Origin of the sequence: Microcoleus sp. FACHB-831 (assembly GCF_014695585.1) — a bacterium.
Classification (GTDB): Bacteria; Cyanobacteriota; Cyanobacteriia; order Cyanobacteriales; family FACHB-T130; genus FACHB-831.
Genome location: NZ_JACJON010000073.1, coordinates 77539 through 97357, shown reverse-complemented (window position 1 = coordinate 97357; position 19819 = coordinate 77539). Strand labels below are relative to the sequence as shown.

The window sequence follows — 19819 nt, the reverse complement described above, 5'->3', positions numbered from 1 at the left end:
TGGTAAGCAGTCTGGATTCTTCTGTGTTGCGAAGAGGGTGAGAGAGGGGTGCTAAATATTTTTGTAACATTTTGCAAAAAATTTATTTATGTACTGCTTTATAAAGATTGTGTAAAGGAGGCGATCGCGCCACATTGCCTAGATGCTTTAGTTAAAAAATAGCTATTTCTTGGTTTAGTAAAACTTTTTTTTGTAAATAAATAGAGACGTGGTAATTACTAAACGTGCTTCGAGAAATGAGATTTTTGCCCGGAGCCGCTATTTATCAATATATAAAATAGATCGGGCAGATGTTATCTTTACAAAGAGTAAGGGCAAGTGGAAAAGCTTGAATCCGAGCTCTAAACTTGAATGCGGCATCGATACTGCCAAGATAAAAACTCTTAAAACAGTGTTTAGCCTGTAAACAAGTAGCCTAATATTTAGCAACACCTTCCTATGGCTAAACTCCTGAATTAGCCTGTAAAGTTAAGCAGGAAGTCAATAGAGAGGATAGCTATGTACGTGTTAATTGGTGGAGCGGGCTTAGTAGGGCTTACTTTAGCCCAAAAACTGGTAGAACTAGGGCATACCGTCGCAATAATTGATATCGACCCCAATGCGTGCCGTTATGCCCGCGATCAAGTGGGAATAATGGCTTTTGAAGGCAGTGCTGTGAGTACAGAAGTCTTGCTAGAAGCGGGAATTCGCAAAGCAGACTCACTAGCTGCTGTCCTGCGGGATGATGCCTTAAATCTGGCTATGGTAACTCTTGCCAAACACTATGGCGTTTCCCATATTGTGGGTAGGATGCGCCACCCCGATTTTGAACAACCTTTAAAAATTGCTGGGGCACACCATGTAATTAGCACCATAGATTTAGCAGTTGCCACAATGGTCAATGCCATAGAATATCCCGAAGTGGAATCTATGATGCATTTTGAGCAGGGTCAAATTGAAGTTTTAAAACTCGCAATTCCACAGCAGTGCAATGTTGTTGGTCGTAGTGTTGCCCAAATCGCTCAAGACTCTCGCTTCCCCACAGGTTCTCTAATTATTGGTTATCAACCCCATCCCCACATGGATTTGATGATTCCCAACGGCAGTACGATACTGGAACCAGGTTCAACCATCTTGATCGTGACGAAGCCGGGGTCATTACATCAAGTGATTGATTTTATCGGCGGCTCTTAATCATCTTCTAGTTTGAGCAGTTGTTGGTTAATCGTCTGTAGCCTGCCGCGCACGATTTGTTCGTCAAGAATCCGCTTACGCAACGCCTCGTTTAGCGCTCCCTTTTCTGCTAGTAGCAAGCGCCGACGAATAGCATCAAATTTAGTGCGATCGCCCAGAGAATTGCTCAGTTGTTCGGGACGTTTGTTATACAAATCCCTCAACAATTTTTCGGCTCCTGCCACCTTAAATTGATAAGTTGAACGCATTTCCTCATAGATAGATTTCGGTAGAACACCAGATTTTAACAAGCTATCTAATTCATCTTGCGCTGCTTTAGCGGTAATTAGCTCGGCTTGTAATTCCTCTGTTTGTTGCTGAAATTCTGAGAAATGAGACAAATTAAACCGTTTCACAAACCAAGGTAAACTTAGCCCTTGCCCAACCAACGACAGCAGTACCGTGCCAAATACTAAAGCAATCAATGCCTCCCTACCTAAAATAGTTGCAGGTAAACTAAAAGCAAGAGCCATTGACAGCGAGCCTTTGATATTACCAAGAAACAGGATATGCTGCCAGCGCAACGGAATCGCCCGGTCAAAAAAACGAACAAGTGCCAATAATGGATATACCGACACCAAGCGCCCTACTTGATAAGCTACAATCGCCAGCAAAACTGCTGGCAGTGTTTTCCACAGCGTTATTAAATCTATTTCTAAACCGATAAGTAGGAAAATAAAGGTATTGACCCCAAAGCCAGCATATTCCCAAAAACTTAATAACGTTATGTTACTGGACGCAGAAACACTTCTGGAAAGCCCAACATTCCCGATAATCAACCCGGCTACTACTACCGCTACAACAGCAGACACTCCCAGAATTTCACCGATCTGAAACGTTCCTAGCGCTACTGCAACTGTCAGTAAAATACTGCTTAGAGGATCGTCTGAGCGAACAAATAAACCAGTGCTTAAGTAACCCAACGCTAATCCTACAAGAGTGCCTCCCACAATCACTACAAAGAGTTCTTGAAGTCCAGCCAAAAACGTTAACGAGCCAGTTTGATGCACTTGTAGAATCAGGCTGAACACAACTAAAGCAATACCATCATTAAATAAACTTTCTCCCTCAACAATTGTGGACAGCCGAGAGGGGACTGACACTTCCTTGAAAACAGCAATTACTGAAACTGTGTCGGTAATTGCCAAAATCACCCCTACCAACAACGCTGGTATCCAAGTTAACCCCAGGCCAAATTTCAATATAATTGCCGTAATGCCAGAAGAAATTACCACCCCTGGCCCTGCTAAAAGCGCAATTGGTTTTATAGTGCTGCGGAGGCGGCTGATATCAGTATTAATGGCAGCTTCAAATAACAGAATTGGTAGAAAGAGATTGAATATTAGCGAAGAATCCAAGCCGATGCGACGCGGCAGCAATTCTGTAATTGCCAACCCCGCTAATACTAAACCCGTGACATACGGAAGCCGAAGGTAACGGGAGACGAGAGCAACACCAGTCGCAACCAGCAGGAGAATAATCAAAACGGTGACTAAACCCTCTACCTTCCCTGGATTGGATGGGTCTGCGTTATTGATGCTTCCTAGTATAAATGGCGGTGAAAATAACCAGAGGAATGCTGTTGTTGATGCAAGACTGTCCATATAATTGAGCATGATGATTGCAACAATAGATAACTCTACACTGGTTAGCTCTGCGGCAAGCTGTCCTCAAATAAATAAAAAAGTCTGCGATAAGGTTGTGTATACAACAAGCGCGAGCTGTTTATTTTTTGGGACTTAGGTTCTTGATTACTCTACCATTACTTACGAAAGATATTCCCTGAGCGCTTGAAGCACTAATCATAACTGTCTCAAACACAGGCTGAGAAACTTCTTTTTCTGCTACCCATTCCACGATAAAATTTGCTCCTAAGCCACCACTTTTGTCACTTCTCTCTACCACAAAATCCGTAGAAGCCAAGGAGCCTAGTTCTATCGGATTTTCTAAATACTGCCTAACCAATTTACCGTTGGTATCGTAGTATCGTACTGAAGTAATAATAATGCTATTATCTATATCTGTATTGCGGACGCTGAGAGTGGCTGATAAATCTATAGCTTGCTTTTTATTCTCAAAATAGATATGGGAATAAACGGGAACGTATATAGTTTGACCCATAAGTATTTTGGTTTTATCTAAATTCACCACCTTGAGTTGCTTTTGACTTACTTGATTACTATCAAGTTGGGGCAATTTTTGAGCATCTTGCAATGTGCAGGCAGTGAGGAGAAGGCTCGCAATTGCTGAATAGAGATAAGGATACAGCTTCATTAGAGACAAGTGGCAACTCTAATTTAGAGTGGATAATTGTAGATGGCTGTCGCCCATCAAAAAGCTCCTGTCTTTCCTGCAATTAGATGTACTAACAGACACACTTTACATTATGGCCTAAGTTGTTTCTAATGCATGGGCATTGCGGCTCGGGGGTTTCCAGGTCGTAGTAGCTTGACCAGTATCGTGTTTAATGCCCAGGATAACGTTTATGTTTAGTTCGTACCAATGCAAGATTTGTACGCTCGGTTGGCTGAGTGTATATGATTGGCACGGAGCTTCTTTCGCGAAGCGATCGCGCTGATCGCTATCCTAAATAATCATCAAATAAGTTTAAGTCAAATTTTCCCTAATGACTATTACTCAGGACAGAAGATGACCCCTCTTTAAAAACTAAACTCTTGCTAAGTCTGCAACCTGCAAAGCTGATTGAGTCCATGCATCATTTGATAATCGCCCCTTAGACAAGTTGAAGTCAAAGGCATGAGGTGGTTCCTGTACAAACGAGGGTGAACCTTTTTCGTTCACCTTCACCAAGCTGACTATCCAGGGGAGAAAATCTAAGATTTCTTCTGGCAGTACTGTTAACTCGAAGTACCAACTTTCATTAAGTCCTTGACATTCTTTGCCCCATTTTGCCGTCCCGACTCTGCCAGCACTCTTATTAATAGCGACCCTAAGTAAAAACGGGCGTTCTGGAATTAATTTATCTGGTGCTGTGTAAGCATAAATACTGACGTAGTTTAGCCTTTTCCTATCATCTACCCACGACGCAATAGCAAAATTACTGCTATATGAACTACCACTAATTTTTACTGGCACATTCATAGCAGTAGCAAACAGAGAGTAGAACTCGCTCCTTAGCTGGGAAATAAGGCGTATTGATTCTGGGGTCATTCTTGCTACACTCTTGAAAATATATAAGCTAAATAGTTCGCTTTTAAAAACTTGCGATCGCCTAGAGCAAAAGTTGTTGTAAACAAACCTTTGCTTGGCGATTACCTGTTTACTACACAGCCAACTCATTCCCTGCCTAAGCAAACATCATTGCCACACTATCAAGGCATTTTTACCGCCCTTATTTCGTATTTAAATTTTGTTGCATTAATCCAACTAATGCTGTTAAATAAGCCTAGATAAAAATTGCTACAAATTGTTAAAATCTCCTTCTTTAGCTGCAATTTTACAAGGCGGCGCTATTCAGGCAATACACTAGCAGAAAACAAGTCACCCCCAAGTTTTTAGCCATGAATTTATTCGGCAATTTTGCCGAATTACGCTTATTCTTATACTTAACTCCCCATGCAAGTTTAATTTATTCCTAAAAATCAAAAACCTTTTACTTACCCTATCTACAAGTAAGCAATTCTAATCGTGCTTTGTTCCATCAGGCATTGTTGCCCCGCGCAGGTATGCATGACTGAGGTTTACATCACTTAGGTCTACGTTAGTTAAGTCGGTTAGAGCCAAGTTTGCTTTAGTTAAGTTTGCCCCAATTAGGCTTGCCCCATTAAGATTGGCTCCAGTGAGGTTTGCCCCCATCAAGTCCACGTTCCCCATATTTGCACTACTAAAATTGGCCTCATGCAGGTGTGCATAACTCAAGTTTGTTGTATGCAAATCTGTCTTACTGAGGTCTGCCTTAGTTAAATTTGCTCCGCTTAGTCTTGCACCGCCGAGCTTTGCACCGCTCAGATTTACATTTGTTAAGTTTGCCTTAGTTAAGTTTGCATTATTGAGTTTTGCGCCATTCAGTTTTGCGCCACTCAAATTTATATTGCTAAGATTTACATTTTTCAAGTTTGCTGCCATCAGATCTACGTCAATAAAATTTCTTTGTCCGGCTGCATATCGGCTTAAAAGTTCTTTGGTATTCATTTTTGTGTTTTTTATCCTAAGCGTGTTAACCGTTTCGCGCATTTCTACTAATAGGAAATCTACTGGCCAGATTCCCAAGGTGATTTTCTCGCATCTGCGCTAAAGATTTAATTTCAAGGCTTTGCAAATTGACAAGGCAACACCAATCCATCTGCCAGGTGTTGCACTGTAGCTGATATTGCTGACCGCTAAGGCTGGCAATCAATTTAACTACCGTTGGTTTGAGAAAATACCGCCAACATGGTACGATCGCCATGTTATGTTACCAATCTAAATATCGGTGAATAGCCTGTTGTCCGCCGCTTCCAGAAAAACAAACCCGCGCCAGTATTGAGGGTAAATAACGAGCCAGAATTATTAACAATATGGCGCTATTTTAATGGCAAACCTTGGCTTAAGGTTTTTAGGTACGTGCAAATGCGAAATTATTACTGCCAGTTGGCTGAATTTTTACAATTGGCACGGCGACGCGATCGCGCTTACCGCAAATTTTGCTTTAAAGCATCACAAACAAGCATAGCGATCGCATCTGCCCCTCGTTTATAACCCCCAGCGGGGCGGCGCGTCTTACTAAGACGAGTCATTCCATTTGCTATTGACTAAATTCTCAGCCTATAAATCAATAGCGGAAACGACGTTTACGCCTTCTAGCAAGTGCTTTGCGCTTGCGTTTCTCAATTGGAGTCTCAAAGTGACGTTGGCGCTTTATATCTGGAAAAATCCCTGCTTTAGATACTTGGCGCTTAAATCGGCGCAATGCTGACTCAATGCCTTCATTTTCGCCTACAACTATTTGGGTCATTTTGCTTACTCCTAAAGTTTCGATCAATGGCTGGATACCCTCATCAGCCAAAAAGTCAATTGCAGATTAAGGAAACCCAAACGCTAAAGCGTTGGGGTAAACAGACTAATCCTCCTGCCCTACAGGCTAGGATTATTAAACCCGCGCAGGCGGGCGAGGGTTCCTGTAGATAAGTCGTTAGCAGGGGCTAAAACAGTTCAATGCTCTGACTCCTTGCTCTGCAATTGACCCTATTTATGGTTCCGGTCTCAAGATTTAATAGCGCCGATTGCTTCGGTTGTTATTGCCCCAGTTACCACCACCTCCACCACCACCAGAAGGCCCTCTAGACTCGCGAGGTTTAGCCTTATTAACTTTCAGATCCCGCCCCATCCACTCAGCTCCATCCAGAGCCTCAATAGCAGCAGTTTCTTCAGCTTCAGTTGACATTTCCACGAAAGCAAACCCCCGCACGCGACCCGTTTCACGGTCAGTTGGTAGCTGAACCCGCTTGACAGTTCCATACTCGGCAAATACACCGCTAATGTCTTCTTGCGTAACTTCGTAGGATAGGTTGCCTACATAAATTGACATGGAATATCTCCAGAATCAGATGTTGTGGGGAGTTAGATTCGGAAAACGCCTGTCAATACAAATAACAAACACTACAGCCGAATTTAAATCTTACTAAAGATTTTAACACACAATTCATTACATACCAGCATTCGCATAGCTGGTTTTTGGTGAAAACTCAAAACTCATGCTAGTATCGAATCGCTAGTCTAGTAGCGATCGCCCGACGAACACTTTACATTTGCTGTGGCACGAGTAATGGTGCAGCTTGTAACAAAGTTTTGGTATAAGGATGTTGGGGATTGTTAAAAATTTCTTGAGTCTCCCCAAGTTCGATAATTTTTCCAGAATTCATCACAGCAATGCGATCGCATAAAAATCTTGCTACCGACAAATCGTGAGTAATAAACAAATAAGTCAGGTTAAATTCCTTTTTTAACTCCAACATTAGCTGCAATACTTGCGTCTGCACAGTAGCATCCAACATACTCACAGGTTCGTCGCAAATTAACAGCTTGGGACGAGTAATCAAAGCCCGCGCGATCGCTACCCTTTGCTGTTGTCCCCCAGACAAATCGGAAGGATATCTCTGATAATATTCCTCGGCGGGAGTAAGTCCTACCCGCTCTAACATCTGCATTACGCGGCTTTTCGCCTCTTTGGGACTAGCCAAATTGTGAATAAAAAGAGGATCGGCAATACTTTGTCCTACCGTCATCACCGGATTTAGACAAGCATGGGGATCTTGAAACACCATTTGTATTTCCCGCCGTTCCGCTCGCATCGACTCGGGAGACAATTTTGTTAAATCTTGTCCCAAAAACTCCACGCTTCCACCACTAGGACGAATCAGCTGCAAAATAGTACGAGATAAAGTACTTTTGCCACAACCAGATTCTCCAACAAGTCCGAGAATTTCACCTGGATACAGCTCTAAATTAATGCCATCTACTGCTTTAATCGCCGCAGGTGTTTTTACATCTTCTCGATTGCCAAATTGTGATAAAAACTGCTCAATAAAACCGCGTTCCAAAGTGTAGTGTTTTTCTAAATTTTTTATACGCAGCAACGGTGCATCTTGGACTTTAGATTCAATTACCTGTTCCCCTTTTTCTGTTCCTTGTTCCCTTAGATGTAGGGCAGCATTTAGCAGCGATCGCGTATATTCGTGTTGCGGACGGGAAAAAATATCCTTCACAGGGCCAGTTTCCACCATCTTGCCAGCGTACATTACAGCAATGCGATCGCAATATTCCCCCACCATCGCCAAATCGTGAGAAATCAGCAATAACGCCATTTCCCTTTCCCGACACAATCTTGTTAGTTCCTGTAAAATCTGTGCGGCGACAGTAACATCAAGACTCGTAGTGGGTTCATCAGCCACAATCAGCTTAGGGTTGAGCAAGAGAGCCAGAGCGATCGCCACCCGTTGGCGCATCCCACCGCTAAACTCGTGTGGATACTGCGACCAGCGCGTAGGCGGAATCTTCACCGCCTCCAGAGTAGCGATCGCCCTGTCCTTAGCTTGGCGCCGCGATAGGTCTGGTTCATGAGCCTTCAGAGTTTCCAGACAATGTTCGCCAATCGTCATCAACGGATCGAGGCGAGTCATCGGATCTTGAAACACCAACGCCACAGCTTCCCCGCGAAATCGCCGCATCTGTGGGGGTGTAAGCTCAAAAATAGACTGACCCTGAAAATACGCACGTCCTTCAATGCGCGTCTGTGCAGGTAACAACCGCATTATTGCCCGTCCCAGCGTTGACTTACCGCACCCCGATTCACCCACCATCCCCAGTTTTTCCCCGGGTTCAAGGGTAAAAGAAACATCATCCACAGCCCAACTAGGCTGACCGCTAGACCGACGGCTTGGATAAGCTACCCGCAGATTTTCTACACAAAAAAGGACTTTACTCATATTCAGCTATCAGCATCTTAATTCTTTCTTCTTACTCAGCAGGAGCCGGGGAGTTGTTATTTAGTTACTCCTACTCGCCGCATCAGATAGGCAACTCCAAAATCCCCATTCGGATGTTTTGCTAAAAGTTCAGCAAGCTCAAACACGCGCGTCGCCAAATCGGAGCCGAGTTTTTCCGTTGTCGCCTCGCGTTCTTTCTCCGATTGCTGCTGCTTTTCCACCCGTGCTTGCCATTCATTGGAAAATAGCTGCTCAATCGTTGCGTGCAGTCCTAGCTTAGATAGCACATCCCACTCGCCATAATCGCACCAAATACCCTCACAAGTCAGACAGCGCTCCACATAAAACGGCGTCTTCAGCTTCACCTTAGCGCGGGATAGATAGCGTCGGCACTCCGGACACAAAGCAGCCTTGGTATCGAAGGGAGACTGCACAAAATCTACAGGAAGGGTTTGAGAGAGCAATTCTGGATCTACACTCGGAAGCTGCGCTAGACTAGCTTGCCACGCTTCGTATTCACTAGCAGGAATCCAAGTCCCCTTGCACTCCATACATTGCTTAACCGCTAAATGTCCAGCCAACGTGCCATCGATTAGCGATACATTTTTACATTTTGGGCAGTTCACCAGTTGATTTTCCTCTCAAACGCCAATTTCCCTATTAAATTTACCCCGTTTACTATGACATCTTGTGCCAATGGTTGATGGCAATTGAGTTCTTAGCTTCGGTTTTTAAGTTTGGCGGAGCCGGAGGCGACTGGCCTCCGGAGTGTAATCTTCCCTCTCCCACTGGGGAGACGCGAGCTTATCGGCGTTGAGACAAGATTCCCCCAGAATGCAGACTCAGGACGTTTCACTCCCCCCTTATACTTGGAGAAGCGCTTCGCAGTAGCCAAGCAGAGTTTTAATGCGCGATCGCATTGATGCATACCTCACAGAGGTTGTGGCTGACTGGCGGGAAGCCTGCAAAAACATTACATCCATTTCGAGGAGCCGCATCTGTTTGTGGATTTCCGTTTGAAAAGACTGCCACCTAGACACCAACGCTGGATCTAGTTGATCTGCGGTCAAACTGGCTATTCTCCTATGAAAAATTTGTTGCAACTCTTGTCCATTCTCTGCGATCGCCTGCTTATCCGGAATTGAAGCATCTAGCGTTTTTTGCACCTGCAAAAGTGCCATTGAAAATTCCTGATGGGCTTGTCGATGATCGGGCGGCAACATTGAGGATATCCTTACGATATGATCGATATTAAGAATTTTGTCAAGAAAATACAGGCATTGGCGAGTCAAACTTCGTCTTTTAGCTCTGGCAACATTAAAGTAACCTTTAGTTTCCAAGAGCTTGATGCCCTATTTCTGAGAATATTCTTACAACCTTCCCATAGCGACCCCTTGTTCGTCTGTCTAGCTTAACCTCAACAGCGAACAGCCATTAGTCAATAGTTCCTCTGGTGGTAGCAGGCAGTAGATAATTTTTCCCTATATCCACTAGCCCTAAACCAACGATCCCAACCTCTTTCATCTTTGTGCATCCGTGTTTCAACTCCCTGTTCCTTCTCCCTATTTGTAATATTTATACTCGGCACTATGAACGCAACAACAGCAACTTCTACATTTGAGTGTGTTATTCCTGACTGGCTACAGCAATGTTTAATCGCCCAAGACAACGGGGGCGAAACAACATCGGTTAACACCAAAGCCGACAACGACTTGGTATGTCGCGCTTTTGAATTTGCTTATACCCTGCACGAGGGTCAGACTCGCAAATCAGGAGAAGCTTATATCTGTCACCCCGTCGCCGTTGCGGGATTGTTGCGAGACTTAGGAGGCAGCAGTGCTATGATAGCCGCGGGATTCCTGCACGATGTAGTAGAAGATACCGAGGTGACTATAGAAGAAATAGAATCTCGGTTTGGTGCAGAAGTGCGACAACTGGTGGAAGGCGTCACCAAGCTATCTAAATTTTCAGAAAACTTCTCCAGCAAGACAGAACGCCAAGCCGAAAACTTCCGGCGGATGTTCCTGGCAATGGCTCAAGATATCCGAGTGATTGTGGTCAAACTAGCCGATCGCCTGCACAATATGCGAACGCTAGAACACCTACAAGATGAGAAACGGCGGAGGATTGCCCTGGAAACGCGAGAAATATTTGCACCACTGGCAAATCGGCTGGGGATCGGACGTTTTAAGTGGGAATTGGAAGATCTTGCGTTCAAATATCTCGAACCCGAAGCTTACCGCAAAGTGCAAGAATTGGTCGCTCAGAAACGTGGAGACAGAGAGGCTGGATTAGCTGAAGTGGCGGCAACTCTGGGGCAGCGCTTGGATCAATTGGGAATAGATTACGTCGAAGTCAGCGGTCGGCCCAAGCATCTATGGAGTATATACCAAAAGATGCAGCGGCAGGGAAAAGAGTTTGAGCAAATCTACGATATTGCTGCTGTGCGGATTATTGTAGAGTCGATCGATCAGTGCTATCGTGCCTTGGCTGTAGTTCACAATAGTTTTAGACCGATCCCAGGTCGGTTTAAAGACTACATCGGGTTGCCCAAGCCGAATCGCTATCAGTCGTTGCATACAGTTGTGTTCGGCAATTCGGGTGCGCCTTTAGAGGTGCAAATCCGCACCCTGGGAATGCATCAAAGTGCTGAATATGGAATTGCGGCTCACTGGAAGTATAAGGAAACAGGTGGGTCGGGCAAAACCCAGTTCAGTTCTGAGGAAGAAAAATTTATCTGGCTCAGGCAAATGTTGCGCCAAGTGCTGGAATGGCAGAATGATGTCAAAGATCCCCAGGAGTATCTAGAAGGGATCAAAGACAATTTATTTGATGAAGAGGTATATGTATTCACGCCCAAAGGGGATGTGATATCTCTGGCGCGAGGGGGAACGCCAGTGGATTTTGCCTACCGCATCCATACAGAGGTAGGGAACCACTGTTATGGTGCGCGTGTGAACGGGCGGATGGTGACGCTAGACACGCCGCTGAAAAATGGGGACATTGTGGAAGTTATTACCAGAGAAAACAGCCATCCGAGTTTGGACTGGCTGAATTTTGTGAGTACGACAACAGCTCAAAATAGAATTCGGCAGTGGTACAAGCGATCGCGTCGCACGGAAAACGTCTCTCGCGGTCGGGAAATGCTAGAGAAAGAAATGGGCAAAAATGGCTTTGAAGCTTTGCTCAAGTCAGAACCAATGCAGGCAGTAGCACTAAGATCCAATTACCATAGCGTCGAAGACTTACTTGCCGCTTTGGGTTACGGCGAAGTGACGCTGAACCAAGTGGTGAATCGCCTGCGAGAAGCAGTTAAAGCAACTCAACCGATTGCAGCGGCGCTTGCAGAAACCTTGCAGGCAACTCCTTTACAACAAATTCCCTCGCTCGCACGCCCCCAACCAGGTAACAGCACTAAAAACCCGATTGCTGGAGTCGAAGGGTTACTTTATCACAGAGCAGGATGTTGCGCGCCTATACCAGGCGAGGCAATTATAGGTCTTGTTACAAAAGGCGATCGCGGCATTTCCATTCATCGACATGGGTGTCAGAATGTCGAGAAGGTAGAGAGCGACAGACGCATGCCCGTCAGTTGGAACCCCCTAGATGAGGCAGGCCGTCCCCAAACTTACCCCATCAACCTTCAGATTGAAGTAATCGATCGCGTGGGAGTGTTTAACGATATCCTCTCGCGGTTATCGGATGACAAGATTAACGTGCGGGGTGCAGGCGTGAAGACAGCACCAGGAAGACCAGCGACGATCGACTTGTGCATTGATATACGCGATCGCGATCAACTAGAGCGCTGCTTCACCCAAATTAAAAAAATGAGCGACGTTTTAAATCTCCGTCGCATTGGACAAGGGGATGAGTAATTATGGGTAATGGGGAGTAGGGAATAGGTAATAGGGAAAGGCGAATGGAAATGACCCATGCCCCATGACCCATGACCCATGCCCCATGCCCCATGCCCCATTCAAATTAGCCAAGACTATGAAACGTTCTGCCTGTCTCATCTTCAATCCAGTTGCAGGTCAAAGCGACCCAGAGCAAGATTTAGCCCAAATTAAGGCAATTTTGGAGCCAGAAATTGACCTAGATATTCGCTTGACAACGCCTGAACTCGACGCCGACGAACTTGCGCGTGAAGCGATCGCCCAAGGTGCCGATACCATCATTGCCTCTGGTGGCGATGGCACAGTTTCGGCTGTAGCCGCCGCCTTGGTGGGCACCAGCATTCCCTTAGGCGTAATTTCGCGCGGAACAGCTAACGCCTTTGCCGCCGCTTTAGAAATTCCCAATAATATTGAAGCCGCCTGCGCCACTATTTTAGGGGGGAAAAGGCGGACGGTGGATGCAGCCTACTGCAATGGCAAGCCGATGGTATTGCTAGCCGGGATTGGTTTCGAGGCAGAGACAGTAGAGCAAGCAGATCGAGAGAGTAAAAACCGCTTCGGGATGCTGGCTTATATCCTAGCTGGCATCAAACAGCTACGGGAGATGGAAAAGTTTGAAGTCGAAATAGAAACCGAAGACAAAATTATCTCCGTTACAGCAGCAGCAGTCACCATAGCCAATGCGGCTCCCCCCACCTCGATATTGGCTCAGGGGCCAGCGGGATTGATTGTAGATGATGGACTGCTGGATATAACAATAGTTGCACCAATAAATGTAGCAGGAGCGATCGCCGCTTCCTATCACCTACTGCAAAGCGCCCTGAGTGGCAATGCCGCAGAAAGAGACGACATTGGCTATCTGCGTGCCCGCCGCCTACAGGTACGCACCAATCCTCCGCAGAAAGTCGTACTCGATGGCGAACTAATCGGCACTACACCCGTTGATGTTGAATGCATACCAGGAGGCTTAACGATCCTCGTCCCCCAAGTTGAAGAAGCCCTAATTGCCGAAAAACTTGAAGGCTTGCCCAGCTTAAAGATAGAATCCAAGTCGCAGCCCCTAGAGAATGACGAGGGGGAATTTTTGGATGTATTAGATCCTACACCTGAATAAAGGTGGCGTTATATTTAATAAAACATATCGGATTTAGGACATTTATTGTCTGGGGAAATAATACTCTTTTATTGTTCATAGTTTGCTGAATCATTCACATACTAATGATGAAAAGTAAAGAGAATTTTCCCAATCCGTAACGAATATTTCAAGTTAATTATGAAAATAATTCGTTCTATAGTACGTTCTCTAACTAAAAGTTGGTTGCGATTTTTTCGTGTCTTCTTGCAACGAGCGCGACAGTCGAACGACTTGCGATCGCCAAGAAGTAAACCTAATATCAAACCTCCATCGGGGGCGATCCCAGCAGCATTACCAGCCAACGAAGCAGATAGGATAAAGGCACTTTATCGTTATAAAATTCTCGATACTGCTCCTGAAGAAGCATTCGATGACCTGACAACTCTGGCTACTTATATTTGCGGCACTCCGATCGCCTTAGTCAGCCTCATCGATACTCACCGACAGTGGTTTAAGTCAAAAGTCGGCATAGACGCGCCAGAAACTCCCAGAGAACTGGCCTTCTGCGCCCATGCTATTTTGCGCCCTGACGATCCGTTAATTGTGCCCAATGCTTTAGAAGATGAGCGGTTTGCGGGCAACCCTCTAGTTACGTCTGAACCCAATATCCGCTTTTATGCTGGAGTTCCCCTGGTGACGCCCGATGGCTTTCCCATTGGTACTCTCTGCACGATCGACAGGATTCCCCGAAATTTAGACCCAGAACAGATTAAAGCTTTGCAAGCTCTGGGTCGGCAAGTGATCACCCAGATGGAGTTGCGAATTACCGTAGGTAAGTTAGAACGCAACATCAAAAAGCGCCAGCAAACCGAAGATAAATTGCGAGAAAGCGAAAAAAAATATCGCTCAGTCGTTGACAGTATCAAAGAAGTAATATTTCAAACAGACGAAACAGGATTGTGGACGTTTCTCAATCCCGCCTGGGCAGAAATTACCGCATTTTCAATTGAAGAAAGCCTCGGGAAAAACTTTTTAAAGTACATTCATCCCGACGATTGCCAAAAAAGTCTGGAGCTATTTCAGCTTCTGCTCGAAGGAAAAAAAGAAGACTACAAACACGAAATTCGTTACCTGACTGCGCGGGGAGGCTTTCGGTGGGTTGAGGTTTATGCCCGGGTTACACTCGACCCTGAAGGCAATATCATCGGCACGACGGGCACGCTCAACGACATCACGGATCGGAAGCAGGCAGAGGCAGCATTGCGCCAGAGCGAAGAATCATTACGCAGTGCCTTTGAATACGCTGCTATTGGGAAGGCGCTGGTAGCATCCGATGGTCGGTGGCTGCAAGTCAATCGTTCGTTGTGCGAGATTGTTGGTTATTCAGAAGGCGAATTGCTAGCTACGACAGTGCAAGCGATCGCGCATCCAGACGACTTGAATACCGATAGTCATTATGTACGTCAACTACTCAATGGTGAAATTCGCTCCTATCAGATCGAGAAGCGATACTTACACAAAAAAGGGCACATAGTATGGGTTCTGTTGAGCGTGTCTCTAGTTCGAGATAGCAGCGGAGAACCTTTGTACTTTATTTTTCAGATTCAGGACATCACCGAGCGTAAAGTTAGCATTCGGGCGTTACAGGAAAGCGAGGCGCGATTTAGGGCTGCCGTCGCAGGAAGTCTAGACGCCTTCTTCTTATTGCAGAGCATCAGAGACGAGTCGGGAAAAATCGTAGACTTTGCGTTTGTAGATGTTAACCGTGGTGGCGAGAAGATGATTGCCATGTCTAAGGAGGAAATCATTGGCAAGAAACTGTGCGAACTTCTCCCCATAAATCGCACTGGTGGTTTTTTGGAGAAGTACGTTCGGGTTGTTGAAACTGGAGAAGTATTAGAGGAAGAATTCCCCATCAGTACGCCAGAGATCTCAGCTTCGTGGATTCAACATCAAGTAGTACCGCTTGCAGACGGTATAGCAATTACATCAAGAGACATCAGCGATCGCAAAGCTAGCGAACATGCCCTACAAGAGACGACTAGCTTGCAGCGGGCAATTTTAGATAGCGCCAACTACACCATTATTTCCACAACTGTAGACGGTACAATTCGTACTTTTAACTCGGCGGCAGAGCGATTGTTGGGCTATGCTGCCTCTGAGGTAGTTGGGAAAACCACGCCCGCCATCCTTCACGAGCCAAATGAAGTAGTGCAGAGGGCACAAGAACTATCTGAAGAGCTTGGAATCGATATTGAGCCTGGGTTTGAGGTTTTTGTTGCCAAAGCGCGTCGCTTCACGATCGAAGAGCGCGAATGGACTTACATCCGCAAAGATGGCAGCCGCTTTCCTGTCCTGTTGTCGATTACAGCATGGCGCGACAGCAGGGGCAAGATCGCGGGATTTATGGGGATTGGTAGCGATATCACCCAACGCAAACGCTCGGAGCGGCGTCTGGAAACGCAGCACGCCACTACCCGCATATTGGCAGAGTCAGCCACGCTATCGGAAGCAACGCCGAAAATCCTGCAAACCATTGGTGAAAACTTGGGCTGGGACGTGGGCGAACTCTGGAGCGTGGATCGACAAGCTAACGTGTTGCGTTGTGTAAAAAACTGGCACGGTAGGGTAATTGACACTGGCGAGAAGATACTTCCATCCAGTTCTTCGGAATCGCCTTTTACAGAGTTTGAGGCGATCGCGCGACACACCACATTGGCACAAGGCATTTGCTTGCCCGGTCGGCTTTGGGCAAGCGGCAAACCAAGCGGGATTGTTGATTTAGCAAGCGATCCGAACTTTCAAAGACAAGCGATCGCAGCTAAAGAAGGGCTGCACTCAGCCTTTGGTTTTCCCATCCTCAGCGGGGGGGAGATACTAGGCGTGTTCGTCTTTTTTTCTCAGCAAATCCAACAGCCAGACCAAGATCTGCTCAACATGATGACCGCCATCGGCAGCCAAGTCGGTCAATTCATAGAACGCAAACAAGTAGAGAAACAACTCCGAGAAAGCGAAGCGGGGATTCGGGCGTTGTATCAAGTCACGGCAACCCCAGACCTCAACTTTGACCAGCGCCTCCAGAGGATGCTAGAGATGGGATGCCGCCGCTTCGGTCTGGAGGTTGGTACGCTGGGGCGAATTAAAGACGAAGTTTTTGAAATCATTGCAGCCGTTGTCCCCGAAAATTCCCCTTTCCAAATTGCCAGGGGCGATGTCTTCGAGCTGGGGTCAACCGATCGCCGCGAAACGCTAAAAGCTCCAAACCTCGTTTTCTGTGAGTCAGCAGCAACATCAGAATCGTGTTTCCACCCAGCCTATGCCACCTTCAATTTAGAGGCTTATATTGGTACGAGCGTCGTTGTTGCCAATAAAGTGTACGGCACGCTTGGCTTTTCTAGCCGTTACCTCCGACAGAAAGCTTTTAAAGCTGTGGACAAAGAACTGTTGAAGCTGATGGCTCAGTGGGTTGGGGGTGAAATTGAACGTGCCACAGCCCAGAGTGCCCTGCAACAGGAATTTTCTAAAGCATTGCTGCTCAAACAAATTACTCAAGAAATTCGACAGCAGCTTAGTACCGAGAAAATTTTCCAGACCGCTGTGACTCAGATCGGTCAGGCATTTCAAGTTAATCAATGTTTGATTCTCACATATGTGGCAACGCCACAACCCCGGCTATTGGTGATGGCAGAATATTTAGCGCCTGGGTATGACTCACTGGGGGATTTAGAAATCCCCGTCCATCCCAACTCTTATACTGCCCATCTGATAGAGCAAGATCGGGCGATCGCCTCATCAAACGTTTACGCCGAGTCGCTACTACAACAAGGGCCGAATCTCAATGAAAGACTCAAAGTAAAATCTCTGTTGACAATTCGCACCTCTTATCAGGGGGAACCCAACGGTGCTATTGGGTTACATCAGTGCGACGACTACAGACATTGGACAGATGATGAAATCGAGCTAATCGAAGCCGTAGCTGCTCAAGTAGGAATTGCCCTTGCTCAAGCCCGACTCTTGGAGCAAGAAACTAGGCAACGCGAGCAATTGAGTACGCAAAATTTTGCATTGGAAAAAGCCAAAGGCGAAGCGGTAGCAGGCAACCGCGCTAAGGGTGAGTTTCTGGCTACAATGAGCCATGAAATCCGGACGCCGATGAATGCGGTAATTGGTATGACTGGATTGTTGCTCGATACTACTCTAAATCCCCTTCAGCGAGAGTTTGTCGAAACTATTCGCAGCAGTGGCGATGCTTTGCTAACCATCATTAACGACATCCTTGACTTTTCCAAAATTGACTCTGGCAAACTGGAGCTTGAGAAGCATCCTTTCGATCTGCGAGCCTGTGTTGAGGAATGTCTGGATCTGTTGGCTCACCGGGCTGGTGAAAAAGACCTGGAATTGGCCTATCTGATAGATAAACAAACCCCGAAGACGATTTTGGGAGATGTTACCCGACTGCGGCAAATTTTAGTTAATTTGCTCAGTAATGCGGTTAAATTTACTGAAACTGGCGAAGTTGTGGTTTCTGTCACCGCCCAACGGTTAATGGGGAATGGGGAACCACAAATTAACGATGAACAAAGGTATGAGTTCAAATTTGCCGTCCGAGATACGGGGATCGGCATTCCCGCCGAACGGATGGATCGGCTATTTAAAGCCTTTAGCCAGGTGGATTCTTCTACCACACGCCATTATGGTGGCACGGGGCTGGGTTTAGCGATCAGCAAACGTTTGAGCGAAATGATGGGTGGGAGAATGTGGGTCGAAAGCGAACTTGGCGTAGGATCGACCTTTTATTTCACCATCGTGCAAGAGTGCGTTCCCAGTTCATCGCTGGTTGAGTCCCCCACTCCGCCGATTACGCTGGATATGAAGCGGCTGCTGGTTGTTGATGATAACGCCACGAATAGGCAAATATTGACCCTACAGGCGCACTCTTGGGGGATGCTCGTGCGTGCGGCGACTTCTGGTGCTGAGGCACTTTCGTGGCTTAGTCAGGGTGAAACATTTGATATCGCGATTTTGGATATGCAAATGCCGCAGATGGATGGTCTAACTTTATCGCAAGAAATTCGCCAGCTAGAAGAAACAGGCGGAATGCTTACCCCGCGCTTGCCCCTAGTGATGTTGACTTCGATTGTTAACCCCCAGGGAGATGAAGAGACAGCAAAAGCAAATTTTGCAGCCTTTCTAAACAAGCCGATCAAACAGTCTCAGCTATACAATGTCTTGAGCGGTATATTGAGTAAACAGCCCATGCAGGCAAAGCCTCCCCGCTCCCAACAATCCGCTATTGACCCAGAGTTAGCCTCTCGGCTGCCCTTGCGAATTTTGTTAGCAGAGGACAATGTTGTTAATCAGAAGGTAGCGATCCACCTGTTACGACGGTTGGGATATCGCGCCGATATTGCTGGAAATGGTCTGGAAGTCTTAGAAGCGCTGCGTCGTCAGCCCTACGATGTGGTGCTGATGGACGTGCAGATGCCAGAAATGGACGGTTTAACCGCCACGCGGCAGATTTGCCAGGAATGGAGTTATGAGGTGCGCCCCTGGATTATTGCCATGACTGCAAATGCCATGCAGGGCGATCGCGAGGAGTGCTTGAATGCGGGTATGGACAACTACGTGAGCAAGCCAATCCAGGTCGAGACGTTGGTTGAGGCGCTGAGTTCGTGTTGTCCGCTTCCGAGAAAGGCGATCGCACCGAAGTCTGAATCTCCCGCGTATGAGGCGATCGACGAGGCGCAGCTACCGACATTTGACCCCGAAGCATTACAAAGTATTTGCGAAATGGCTGGTGAAGAGGCACCTTTAATTTTGGTGGAGGTAATTGATAGCTACCTGGAAGATGCACCAAATCTGGTGGAAGCAATTCGACGGTCTGTGACAAATAACGACGCGATCGCATTGAGATATGCTGCTCACACGCTGAAGTCAAGCAGCGCGACTTTGGGCGCTACCGCTTTGGCAGAATTGTCCAAGCAGCTTGAAGCAATTGGTCGTGGGGGAACAACAGAAAACGCCCTAGCGATCGCGACTTCTGTTAATGCCGAATACGAGCGCGTCCAGGCAGTATTGCAACAAGAACGTCAGCGATATCAAGATCAACTATAGACTAGGGACTAGATCGTTGGGCATCGGTGAGTGACTGATAGATCGAAGACCTTTCTGCACGACTCCTTAACCAACGAAAACCCCAAGCTTAAAGTCTA

General features: G+C 46.4%; 14 protein-coding genes. 4 read left to right on the top strand and 10 right to left on the bottom strand.

Features of this window, described 5'->3' with window-relative positions; translation table 11 throughout:
• Positions 1 to 498 precede the first annotated feature (498 nt).
• The gene (locus H6F77_RS22700; RefSeq protein ID WP_190491179.1) at positions 499 to 1173 is read left to right on the top strand and encodes a potassium channel family protein; all 675 of its coding nucleotides are present in this window, start codon (positions 499 to 501) and stop codon (positions 1171 to 1173) included.
• Here H6F77_RS22700 and H6F77_RS22695 read toward each other — a convergent pair.
• The 10 genes from H6F77_RS22695 to patD form a co-directional block, all read right to left on the bottom strand.
• Positions 1170 to 2816 carry a cation:proton antiporter gene (locus H6F77_RS22695; protein ID WP_190491178.1) on the bottom strand — a complete coding sequence of 549 codons (1647 nt, stop codon included), beginning with the start codon at positions 2814 to 2816 and terminating at the stop codon, positions 1170 to 1172. The genes H6F77_RS22700 and H6F77_RS22695 overlap by 4 nt on opposite strands.
• Positions 2817 to 2937: 121 nt before the next feature.
• On the bottom strand, positions 2938 to 3486 hold the full coding sequence (locus H6F77_RS22690) for a DUF3124 domain-containing protein (RefSeq protein WP_190491177.1): 549 nt from the start codon (positions 3484 to 3486) through the stop codon (positions 2938 to 2940).
• Between the two features lie 393 nt (positions 3487 to 3879).
• A complete protein-coding gene (locus H6F77_RS22685) occupies positions 3880 to 4383 on the bottom strand; it encodes a hypothetical protein (RefSeq protein WP_190491176.1) in 504 nt (167 codons plus the stop codon).
• A 471-nt stretch (positions 4384 to 4854) separates the two neighbouring features.
• Positions 4855 to 5364: a pentapeptide repeat-containing protein gene (locus tag H6F77_RS22680; protein ID WP_190491175.1), complete on the bottom strand. Its 510-nt coding sequence runs from the start codon at positions 5362 to 5364 to the stop codon at positions 4855 to 4857.
• A 25-nt stretch (positions 5365 to 5389) separates the two neighbouring features.
• Positions 5390 to 5620: a hypothetical protein gene (locus tag H6F77_RS22675; RefSeq protein WP_190491174.1), complete on the bottom strand. Its 231-nt coding sequence runs from the start codon at positions 5618 to 5620 to the stop codon at positions 5390 to 5392.
• A 363-nt stretch (positions 5621 to 5983) separates the two neighbouring features.
• On the bottom strand, positions 5984 to 6166 hold the full coding sequence (rpsU, locus tag H6F77_RS22670; RefSeq protein WP_190491173.1) for a 30S ribosomal protein S21: 183 nt from the start codon (positions 6164 to 6166) through the stop codon (positions 5984 to 5986).
• 255 nt (positions 6167 to 6421) lie between these two features.
• A complete protein-coding gene (gene rbp / locus H6F77_RS22665) occupies positions 6422 to 6739 on the bottom strand; it encodes an RNA-binding regulator (RefSeq protein ID WP_190491172.1) in 318 nt (105 codons plus the stop codon).
• A gap of 214 nt (positions 6740 to 6953) precedes the next feature.
• Positions 6954 to 8636: a dipeptide ABC transporter ATP-binding protein gene (locus H6F77_RS22660; RefSeq protein ID WP_190491171.1), complete on the bottom strand. Its 1683-nt coding sequence runs from the start codon at positions 8634 to 8636 to the stop codon at positions 6954 to 6956.
• Between the two features lie 56 nt (positions 8637 to 8692).
• The gene (locus H6F77_RS22655) at positions 8693 to 9262 is read right to left on the bottom strand and encodes a TFIIB-type zinc ribbon-containing protein (protein WP_190491170.1); all 570 of its coding nucleotides are present in this window, start codon (positions 9260 to 9262) and stop codon (positions 8693 to 8695) included.
• 237 nt (positions 9263 to 9499) lie between these two features.
• Positions 9500 to 9859 carry a heterocyst frequency control protein PatD gene (patD, locus tag H6F77_RS22650; protein WP_190491169.1) on the bottom strand — a complete coding sequence of 120 codons (360 nt, stop codon included), beginning with the start codon at positions 9857 to 9859 and terminating at the stop codon, positions 9500 to 9502.
• Positions 9860 to 10225: 366 nt separating this feature from the next.
• Between patD and H6F77_RS22645 the strand changes: the two genes are divergently transcribed.
• The 3 genes from H6F77_RS22645 (at position 10226) to H6F77_RS22635 (ending at position 19721) form a co-directional block, all read left to right on the top strand.
• Complete coding sequence (locus H6F77_RS22645) at positions 10226 to 12511, top strand: RelA/SpoT family protein (protein WP_190491168.1); 2286 nt, start codon at positions 10226 to 10228, stop codon at positions 12509 to 12511.
• A gap of 118 nt (positions 12512 to 12629) precedes the next feature.
• Positions 12630 to 13646: a YegS/Rv2252/BmrU family lipid kinase gene (locus H6F77_RS22640; RefSeq protein WP_190491167.1), complete on the top strand. Its 1017-nt coding sequence runs from the start codon at positions 12630 to 12632 to the stop codon at positions 13644 to 13646.
• 159 nt (positions 13647 to 13805) lie between these two features.
• Positions 13806 to 19721, top strand: a complete 5916-nt coding sequence (locus tag H6F77_RS22635; RefSeq protein ID WP_190491166.1) for a PAS domain S-box protein — start codon at positions 13806 to 13808, stop codon at positions 19719 to 19721.
• Positions 19722 to 19819: the final 98 nt, after the last annotated feature.

Excerpts from the sequence above, each read along its gene's own strand:
- H6F77_RS22700 (WP_190491179.1), top strand. The coding sequence starts at position 499 with ATGTACGTGTTAATTGGTGGAGCGGGCTTAGTAGGGCTTACTTTAGCC.
- H6F77_RS22695 (WP_190491178.1), bottom strand. The coding sequence starts at position 2,816 with ATGGACAGTCTTGCATCAACAACAGCATTCCTCTGGTTATTTTCACCG.
- H6F77_RS22690 (WP_190491177.1), bottom strand. The coding sequence starts at position 3,486 with ATGAAGCTGTATCCTTATCTCTATTCAGCAATTGCGAGCCTTCTCCTC.
- H6F77_RS22685 (WP_190491176.1), bottom strand. The coding sequence starts at position 4,383 with ATGACCCCAGAATCAATACGCCTTATTTCCCAGCTAAGGAGCGAGTTC.
- H6F77_RS22680 (WP_190491175.1), bottom strand. The coding sequence starts at position 5,364 with ATGAATACCAAAGAACTTTTAAGCCGATATGCAGCCGGACAAAGAAAT.
- H6F77_RS22675 (WP_190491174.1), bottom strand. The coding sequence starts at position 5,620 with ATGGCGATCGTACCATGTTGGCGGTATTTTCTCAAACCAACGGTAGTT.
- rpsU (WP_190491173.1), bottom strand. The coding sequence starts at position 6,166 with ATGACCCAAATAGTTGTAGGCGAAAATGAAGGCATTGAGTCAGCATTG.
- rbp (WP_190491172.1), bottom strand. The coding sequence starts at position 6,739 with ATGTCAATTTATGTAGGCAACCTATCCTACGAAGTTACGCAAGAAGAC.
- H6F77_RS22660 (WP_190491171.1), bottom strand. The coding sequence starts at position 8,636 with ATGAGTAAAGTCCTTTTTTGTGTAGAAAATCTGCGGGTAGCTTATCCA.
- patD (WP_190491169.1), bottom strand. The coding sequence starts at position 9,859 with ATGTTGCCGCCCGATCATCGACAAGCCCATCAGGAATTTTCAATGGCA.
- H6F77_RS22645 (WP_190491168.1), top strand. The coding sequence starts at position 10,226 with ATGAACGCAACAACAGCAACTTCTACATTTGAGTGTGTTATTCCTGAC.
- H6F77_RS22640 (WP_190491167.1), top strand. The coding sequence starts at position 12,630 with ATGAAACGTTCTGCCTGTCTCATCTTCAATCCAGTTGCAGGTCAAAGC.
- H6F77_RS22635 (WP_190491166.1), top strand. The coding sequence starts at position 13,806 with ATGAAAATAATTCGTTCTATAGTACGTTCTCTAACTAAAAGTTGGTTG.